Annotated in this window: 6 protein-coding genes; 5 read left to right on the top strand and 1 reads right to left on the bottom strand. The window is 67.6% G+C overall.

The window, feature by feature from the left end; translation table 11 throughout:
- Positions 1-1,813: hypothetical protein (locus tag AC07O8_RS11425; RefSeq protein ID WP_495048117.1), on the bottom strand; the 1,813-nt coding region annotated here is incomplete at its 3' end.
- 334 nt (positions 1,814-2,147) lie between these two features.
- On the opposite strand from AC07O8_RS11425, the gene AC07O8_RS11420 reads away from it, so the two are divergent.
- The 5 genes from AC07O8_RS11420 to AC07O8_RS11400 all read left to right on the top strand — a co-directional run bounded on the left by AC07O8_RS11420 (position 2,148) and on the right by AC07O8_RS11400 (position 8,009).
- Entirely contained in the window at positions 2,148-3,173 is a 1,026-nt protein-coding gene (locus AC07O8_RS11420; RefSeq protein WP_495048116.1) for a LacI family DNA-binding transcriptional regulator, read from the top strand.
- Between the two features lie 332 nt (positions 3,174-3,505).
- On the top strand, positions 3,506-4,720 hold the full coding sequence (locus tag AC07O8_RS11415; RefSeq protein WP_495048115.1) for an extracellular solute-binding protein: 1,215 nt from the start codon (positions 3,506-3,508) through the stop codon (positions 4,718-4,720).
- A 15-nt stretch (positions 4,721-4,735) separates the two neighbouring features.
- The gene (locus tag AC07O8_RS11410) at positions 4,736-5,671 is read left to right on the top strand and encodes a carbohydrate ABC transporter permease (RefSeq protein WP_495048114.1); all 936 of its coding nucleotides are present in this window, start codon (positions 4,736-4,738) and stop codon (positions 5,669-5,671) included.
- 20 nt (positions 5,672-5,691) lie between these two features.
- Positions 5,692-6,576 carry a carbohydrate ABC transporter permease gene (locus tag AC07O8_RS11405; RefSeq protein ID WP_495048113.1) on the top strand — a complete coding sequence of 295 codons (885 nt, stop codon included), beginning with the start codon at positions 5,692-5,694 and terminating at the stop codon, positions 6,574-6,576.
- Between the two features lie 47 nt (positions 6,577-6,623).
- The gene (locus AC07O8_RS11400; RefSeq protein WP_495048112.1) at positions 6,624-8,009 is read left to right on the top strand and encodes a GH1 family beta-glucosidase; all 1,386 of its coding nucleotides are present in this window, start codon (positions 6,624-6,626) and stop codon (positions 8,007-8,009) included.
- Positions 8,010-8,011 lie beyond the last annotated feature (2 nt).

Below are 8,011 nucleotides of genomic sequence, written 5' to 3'. Positions count from 1 at the left end.
CGATGCCGAAGGCGCGGCTCGTCGTGGGCCGCGCCAGCGAGTCGAAGTCGGTGGACTGGACGGAGTAGCCGCCGGAGGTGACCTCGGCGACCTGGCCCAGCACCCAGAGCGCCGTGTTGTCGTAATAGGTCGTGGCTTCGGAGCGCGTGCCGCCCGGGCCGGTGCGGGTCAGCGACACCGGGCGCGCATTCGCGTCGAAGGCATCGACCTGGTTCGAGAACGTCGCGCCGTCGCGCGTGATGACCGTCGTTTTGGTGGGCTTGTTGAGCGGTCCGTTCCAGTCGGCGAACTGCGCGTAGCTGATGCCGAAGGACTCGGGGAAGGGCTGGCCGGCGCCGCCCTTCTGGTAGGTGTAGGCGATGACCTGTTTGCCTGACGTGCCGCCGTCCCAGCCGTTGACGACATACAGCAGCAAGCCCTGGTCGTTCTCGTACCGGTTGCCGAAGACCTGACGCGTGCGCGTGCCGTCCGGGTTGGTGATGTCGGTGTTGCTGCAGCCGCTCGCGCAGGGCCAGCTGCCTGCGGTGAGGTAGTCGTAGGTCCAGGCCTGCGTCGTCAGTCCGGCGCCGGTGATGACCTTGTTGCTCAGTCCGATGACCGCGCGCGAGGGCATCACGTCGTAGCGCGCCACGCCGTCGGAGATGTTGCAGAACGCCTGCATGTCCGCGTAGGCGAGCAGGAAGTACTTCATCGTGTACGTCGCCGTCGCCCCGGAGGGATGCGTGATGCTGCCGGTGAAGACGTCCGCCCGCATGTAGTTCGAACCGTCGGGGCACGCCGTGTCCGGCGAGGTATGCAGCCCGAGGTTGTCGGACGGCAGCAGGCCGCCGAGCTGATATCCCCACTGCGTGCCGTCGGGCAGCGTGACCGAGGTGAGGCCTCGACCGGTGTAGCCGTAGGTGTAGGTGCGCGTGCCGTCGGTGGCCGACACCGCGTGGCCGCCCGAATTGGTGACCGTGATGGAGCGGCCGTCGCTCGACTGGATGGCCGTCAGCTTCTCCGGGTCCGCCGGGTCATACGTGTACGTGACCCAGTTGCCGAAGCGGTCGGTGACCTTCGTGGCCATCAGGTACATGTCCTGACGCCGGAACACGTTCTTGCCGATCTTGATGGGGTCGACCTCGCGCACGGCCATCCAGTCGAAGTCGTAACGCACGCCCGAGGTGGAGACCGCGTAGAAGCCTTGGCCGCTGCCGTTCTTGATGGAGGCGAGACATCCGACCTGCCACTGCTGCTTGGTGACGATGGGATAAGGGCCGCCCGTGGTGGGCGCGCCTGCGTAGTCCGCGCTGCGCTTGAGCAGCTCCTGCTTGCCCGCTCCGGGAACGTCCAGGTAGGTGCCGTGCCAATAGTCGTTGTCGAAGGCGACCTGGCCGCCGACAGTGACGTCGCCGGCTCGCCAGAACCCGCCGCAGCGCATCGACTCGCTGCGCACGCCGGTGGTGGATATTCCTGTCCATCCGGCCGTCTGGCTGAACGAGCCGCCGATGCGCGGCGTCTTCCATTCCCATTGGCCGAGCGGGAAATCGTAGGCATAGGTGGTCGTGCGACGCCCCACGGCGAGACCTCGCGTCAGGCGCACCGGCAGCTCGTTGTTGCCCTTGAGGTCCAGGTCCGTCTGCTCGAACGCCAGGCTGCCGTCATACAGGCTCACCTTGTCGCCGAACATGTCCTCGCCATAGGGCTTGATGCTGTTCTGCGCGACCGGCACCAACTGCTTGAGGTAGTCGGCGTCCATCGCCCGCGCGGGCACGGACGTCAAGACAGCGGCGCACAACGCCGCGACGGCCTGCAGGCCGAAACGAATCTTCATGGGTCCTCCCGATCCGCGACCCCGGGGCGGGGTGCGAGCCGTCCTTTTCTTGTCTTTGGCTGCCTATCGCGTGAAGCCCGACGCCGTGTCGTCGACGCACTTCCGCGATGGCGCGTCGATGCTAGGTTCGAGGCTTTTGCGAATTGGTTCGGGTTTGCACTGCAGCTGCGCACCGACGTGCGATAGGCGCCTGAATGCCTTTGAATTCGTTGGCATTCCGTTAAGGTCACGATCCACCGGCATCAACGTGCAGCGCCCGGCCCACATTCGTCCCCCGTCCCCGCCCCGCAACCGTCCCTTACACTCCCCGCGCAACGACAACGCGATCCCCTTCATGAAGAGCACCAAGTCCGCCCGCACGCCGCCCTCGAAGGTGACGCTGGGCATGGTGGCCGAAGTCAGCGGGGTCTCGCCGAGCACCGTCTCGCGCATCCTCAACGGCACCGCCGTCGTCAGCCAGGAAAAGAAGGACGCCGTCGACCGCGCGATCGCGGACCTCGGCTTCGTCCCGAATCCGATCGCGCGCGTGCTCGCAGGCGGACGCTCGCTCAGCGTGGGCGTGGTGACGCAGTCGATCGACAGTCCCTACTACGGCGTCGCGCTGCGCGGCATCGAGGAAGTGCTCGACGCCGCGGGCTATGTCCCCCTCTTCGCCAGCGGCCACTGGAATGCGAAGGAAGAGCAGCGCTGCATCGACACGCTGCGCGCACGCCGCGTCGACGGGATCATCGTGCTCACCGGCCGGCTCAGCGACGAGTCGCTGCGCAAGCTGGCGAAGGAACTGCCGGTCGTCGTCACCGGCCGTACGCTGAAGGCGCCCAGCCTGTACGCGCTGAACTTCAACGATTTCGAAGGCGCACGCCTGGCGACGCATCACCTGCTGACGCTGGGTCATCGCAAGATCGCCTTCATCGCCGGCGATCCGGTCCACCCCGATGCGCAGGAGCGCTTGAAGGGCTATCGCGCCGCGCTGGAAGCGGCCGGCGTGAAGTACAAGCCGGCGCTGGTGCTGCCGGGCATGTTCCAGGAAGACAGCGGCGTGATGGCCGTCGAGCGATTGATCGACAGCCGCGAGCCCTTCACCGCGATCTTCTCGGCGAACGACCAGATGGCGTTCGGTGCGTCGCTGGCGCTGTACCGCCGCGGGCTGCGCGTGCCCGAGGACGTCTCCATCGTCGGCTTCGACGATCTGGCTGGCGCGGCGCATTGCATCCCGCCGCTGACCACGATCCACCAGGCGGGGCTCGAGCTGGGCCGTTGTGCCGCGCAGGCGCTGCTGGATCTGCTGGGCAACAAGAATCCCACCGCTCAGTTGCCTGAGCCGCGGCTGATCATCCGGTCGTCGACACGCTCGCTCTGATCGAGCCTGGGTACTGCCACCTCCGCTGGCCCTCACCCCCGCCCTCTCCCGCAAGCGGGAGAGGGAGTCCGACCGCGGTCCTTCTTACCCCCTCTCCTGCTTGCGGAAGATGTTTGGGGTGAGGGCCAGCAGCCTCCCTAGCGATAACCCTGGTACGGTCACGCTGTCCGGTTCGATATCATGAAAGCGCTTTCATAAACAGAACGACAGCGGAGACAGACAGCATGCGGCAGTGGGCACGATGCCTGTGGGCGATGGCATTGACCTTGGGCGTGGCCCAGGCAGGGTCAGGCGTTGCCGCGCAAACCTCCGCTTCTGCAACCGCTCCTTCCGTGGCTCCCTCGACGGCTCCCACGGCAGTCACCACCACGCTGACCGTCGCCGCCTTCCCCGCCATCGACGAGATCGTCCGCAGCGCGCTGCCCGCCTGGAAGGCGCTGCATCCCGACGTCGAGGTGAAGATCGTGAGCCGCGAGCTCAACGACCACCACACCGCGATGACGACGGCGCTGTCGACCGCCAAGGGCCTGCCCGACGTGATGGCGCTGGAGATCGGTTATCTCGGCCGCTTCGCGCAGGGCACCGGGCTCGAGGACCTGTCCGGCCCGCCCTACAACCTGAGCGCCGACAAGTCGCGCTTCGTCGCCTACGCCTTCGACCAGGCGACCACGCCCAAGGGCGCGGTGCTCGCCGTCCCGACCGACATCGGCCCGGGCGCCCTGCTCTACCGCACCGACCTGCTGGCCCAGGCGGGGCTCAAGGAATCCGACCTGACCGGCAGTTGGGAGGGCTACGTCGCCGCCGGCGTGAAGATCAAGGCCGCGACCGGCGCCTACCTGATGGCCCATGCCCGCGACATGAAGGACATTCTCATCCGCACCGGCCTCGAGCCCGGCGAGGGCCTGTTCTTCGACAAGGACTCCCGCCCGCTGGTGAACACGCCGCGCTTCGTCCGCGCCTTCGAGCTCGCCCGCGCCGTGCGCCGCCAGCAGCTCGACGCGAAGGTCATCGCCTGGTCCTCCGACTGGTCCGAGGGCTTCAAGCGCGGCGGCATCGCCACGCAGATGTCGGGCGCCTGGCTGGCCGGTCATCTGAACACCTGGCTCGCGCCCAGCACCCGCGGCAAGTGGCGCTCGGCGCAGCTCCCCGAAGGCGCATTCGCGGCCTACGGCGGCACCTTCTTCGCCATCGCCCGCCATGGCGACGCCTCGCGCAAGCCGATGGCCTACGAGTTTATCCGCTTCATGACGATGAACCGCACGCAGCAGCTCGCGGCCTTCAAGGCGCAGGACGCCTTCCCCGCGCTGATAGCCGCGCAGACCGATCCCTTCTACGACCTGCCGCTGCCCTTCCTCGGCGGCCAGCAGGCCCGCCGCGACTGGCGCGAGGCCGCCGACCACATCCGCGCCTTCCCCGTGCACAAGCAGGACAACTTCGCCAAGGAAGTGATCGACACCGAACTCGACAAGGTGCTCGACCGCGGCAAGGACATCCCCACCGCCCTGGCCGACGCGCAGCGTCTGCTGCTGCTGCGCGCGCACCGCTGACCCGGGACCCCTTCGATGAGCTTCCGTCTTCCCCAAGCCCTGCGCCTCTCGCCCCGCTACGCGCCGTACGCGCTGCTGGCGCCCTTCCTGCTGCTGTTCGTGGTGTTCGGGCTGTTCCCGCTGCTGTTCTCGCTCTACCTGGCCTTCCACAGCTGGGAGCCCACCAGCGGCCTGGGCGCGATGCACTGGGTCGGCCTGGACAACTTCGCCTTCGCGCTCCAGGACGAGTGGTTCTGGAAGTCGCTGCGCAACACCGGCTGGCTCGCGGTCGCCTCGGGCGTGCCGCAGCATCTGGTCGCCATCCCGCTCGCCACCTTCCTGCACATCGCCTTCAAGCGCTGGCGCAACCCGATGGTCGGGGCCTACTTCCTGCCCTACATCACCTCGTCGGTCGCGATCGCGATCCTGTTCAGCTCGCTGTTCTCGACCGACTACGGCCTGATCAACCTCGCCATCGCCACGCTGCGCGAGATCCCGCTGCTCGGCCACCTCGTACCGCAGGCCGCCGTGGACTGGCTCAACGATCCCGACGCGCTCAAGCCCGCCATCTCGATGATCGTGTTCTGGCGCTATGTGGGCTTCAACGTCGTGCTCTACCTGGCCGCGCTGCAGACCATCCCGCCCGACCTCTACGAGGCCGCGACCATGGACGGCGCCAGCCGCCTGCAGCAGTTCTTCCACATCACGCTGCCCAGCCTGCGGCCGATGATCTTCTTCGGCGTGACGCTGAGCGTCATCGGCGGGCTGCAGCTGTTCGAGGAACCCTTCATCCTCACCGGCGGCAAGGGCGGCTCCGACCAGGCCGGCATGAGCGCCGCCGTCTACCTGTACCGCAACGCGTTCGACTTCAACGACTTCGGCGCCGCCAGCGCGATGTCCTGGCTGCTGTTCTTCATCGTTGCCGCGTTGACGTGGCTCACCAACCGTGCGTTCCGGCGCAAGGACGACTGAGGGGCCGACCGGAGAACGCCATGAGCACCACGATGCACGCCCCCCTCGACGCCGCCTCGCCGCAGGCTTCGCCCCATGCCGCGCAGCCGACGCGGATGACCGCCTGGGCCGCCTACCTGCTGGTCGGCGCCGGCGCGCTGATCATGCTGGCGCCGTTCTATTTCATGTTCGTCTTCGCGACGCACTCGCGCACCGAGATCTTCAGCCTGCCGCCGCCGATGTGGTTCGGCGACGACTTCCTCGCCAACGTCGACATCCTCACCAAGCGCCTGCCCTTCTGGCGCAACCTGGGCCTGAGCCTGTACGTCGGCATCTGCAACACCGGCCTGACGCTGCTGTTCTGCTCGATGGGCGGCTACGCCTTCGCGATGTACGAGTTCCGCTTCAAGAAGGCGCTGTTCGGCCTGGTCATGGGCACGATGCTGCTGCCCAGCTTCATGAACATGATCCCCAGCTTCATGATCATGGACCTGCTCGGCTGGATCGACCAGCCGCGCGCGCTCTACATCCCCGGCGCGGCCAGCGCCTTCGGCATCTTCCTGATGCGCCAGTTCATCGGCTCCGCGGTCCCGCGCGAGCTGGTCGAGGCCGCCCGCATGGACGGCTGCGGGGAGCTGGGCATCTACGCCCGCATCGTGCTGCCGCTGCTCAAGCCGGCGCTGGGCACGCTGGGGCTGATCACCTTCATCTCCTCCTGGAACAACTTCATCGGGCCGCTGGTCGTCATGCGCTCGCCCGACATGTACACGCTGCCGCTGGCGCTGCGATCGCTGCAGAGCCCGGTGGACACCGAATGGGGCGCGCTGATGGCCGGATCCGCCATCGCGACGCTGCCGTTGATCGTGCTCTTCGTCCTGTGCTCGCGGCAGCTCATCTCGGGCCTGACCGTCGGCGCGGTGAAGTGACGCCCGACGGCCGCGCCTCTCCTCCAACACCTAGAACAACACCCTCGATGTCATCTTCAACGCCTGCCTCCTCCACGCTGCCGACGGCCGCCGCCAAGGACTTTCCCGCCGACTTCGTCTGGGGCGTCGCCACGAGCGCCTTCCAGATCGAAGGCGCGCACGACGCCGACGGCAAGGGCCCCTCGATCTGGGACACCTTCTGCCGCCAGCCCGGCGTGATCGCCGACGCCAGCAACGGCGACGTCGCCTGCGAGCACTACCAGCGCTGGGAAGAGGACCTCGACCTGATCAAGGGCCTGGGCGTCGACGCCTACCGCTTCTCGGTGTCCTGGCCGCGCGTGATGCCCACGGGACAAGGCGACTGGAACGAGGCCGGCCTGGCGTTCTACGACAAGCTGGTCGACGGCCTGCTCGCGCGCGGCATGAAGCCCTACCTGACGCTGAACCACTGGGACCTGCCGCAGGCGCTGCAGGACATCGGCGGCTGGGGGAACCGCGTGACGACCGAACGTTTCGTCGAGTACGCCGTCGGCATCGCGAAGCGCCTGGGCGACAAGGTCGTCTCCATCGCCACGCACAACGAGCCCTGGGTGGTCGCGCAGCTCGGCCATGAATCCGGCGTCTTCGCACCCGGCATCAAGGACCGCAAGATCGCCGCCCAGGTCTCGCACCACCTGCTGCTGAGCCACGGCCTGGCGGTCACCGCGATGCGCGCGCTCCAGTTGAAGGCCTCGCTCGGCATCGTGCTGAACATGGCGCCGATGTACCCGGCCACGGACTCCGACGCCGACCGCACCGCGGCGCGACTGGAGGATGGCAAGCTGCGCCGCTGGTACATGGACCCGATCTTCGAGGGCCGTTATCCGCAGGACGTGCTGGACCACCTCGGCCATGACGCGCCCTACGTCGAGGCCGGCGACATGGCCAGGATCCAGGTGCCCATCGACTTCGTGGGCATCAACTACTACTCGCGCGGCATGATCAGCGCGGCCGGTCCGGTCGACAACAAGACCAGCGGGCTGGAGCTGACCGACATGGGCTGGGAGGTCTATCCGCAAGGCCTGACCGACCTGCTGGTGTCGATCAAGCGCGACTACCCCGGCGCTAAGCGCCTGTACGTGACCGAGAACGGCGGCGCCTTCCCCGATCCGGTCGGCGCCGACGGCCAGGTGCATGACGCCGACCGCACGCGCTACCTCGACACGCACATCGCCGCCGTCGGCGACGCGATCGCGCAGGGCGTGCCGATGGGCGGCTACATGGTGTGGAGCCTGCTGGACAACTTCGAATGGGCGTCCGGCTACGCGAAGCGCTTCGGCATCGTGCACGTCGACTACGCGACGCAGCAGCGCACGCCGAAAGACAGCGCGCTCGCGTACCGGGACTTCGTGTTGCAACAGGGTTCGCAGCGGCAGGCCGCGCGACAGGGCTGATC

The sequence above is a fragment of the Roseateles sp. GW821-FHT09G09 genome, assembly GCF_059415965.1.
Note: the sequence above shows the minus strand (reverse complement) of the source record. Positions and strands in the feature narration are given on the sequence as shown.

Excerpts from the sequence above, each read along its gene's own strand:
- AC07O8_RS11420 (WP_495048116.1), top strand. The coding sequence starts at position 2,148 with ATGAAGAGCACCAAGTCCGCCCGCACGCCGCCCTCGAAGGTGACGCTG.
- AC07O8_RS11410 (WP_495048114.1), top strand. The coding sequence starts at position 4,736 with ATGAGCTTCCGTCTTCCCCAAGCCCTGCGCCTCTCGCCCCGCTACGCG.
- AC07O8_RS11405 (WP_495048113.1), top strand. The coding sequence starts at position 5,692 with ATGAGCACCACGATGCACGCCCCCCTCGACGCCGCCTCGCCGCAGGCT.
- AC07O8_RS11400 (WP_495048112.1), top strand. The coding sequence starts at position 6,624 with ATGTCATCTTCAACGCCTGCCTCCTCCACGCTGCCGACGGCCGCCGCC.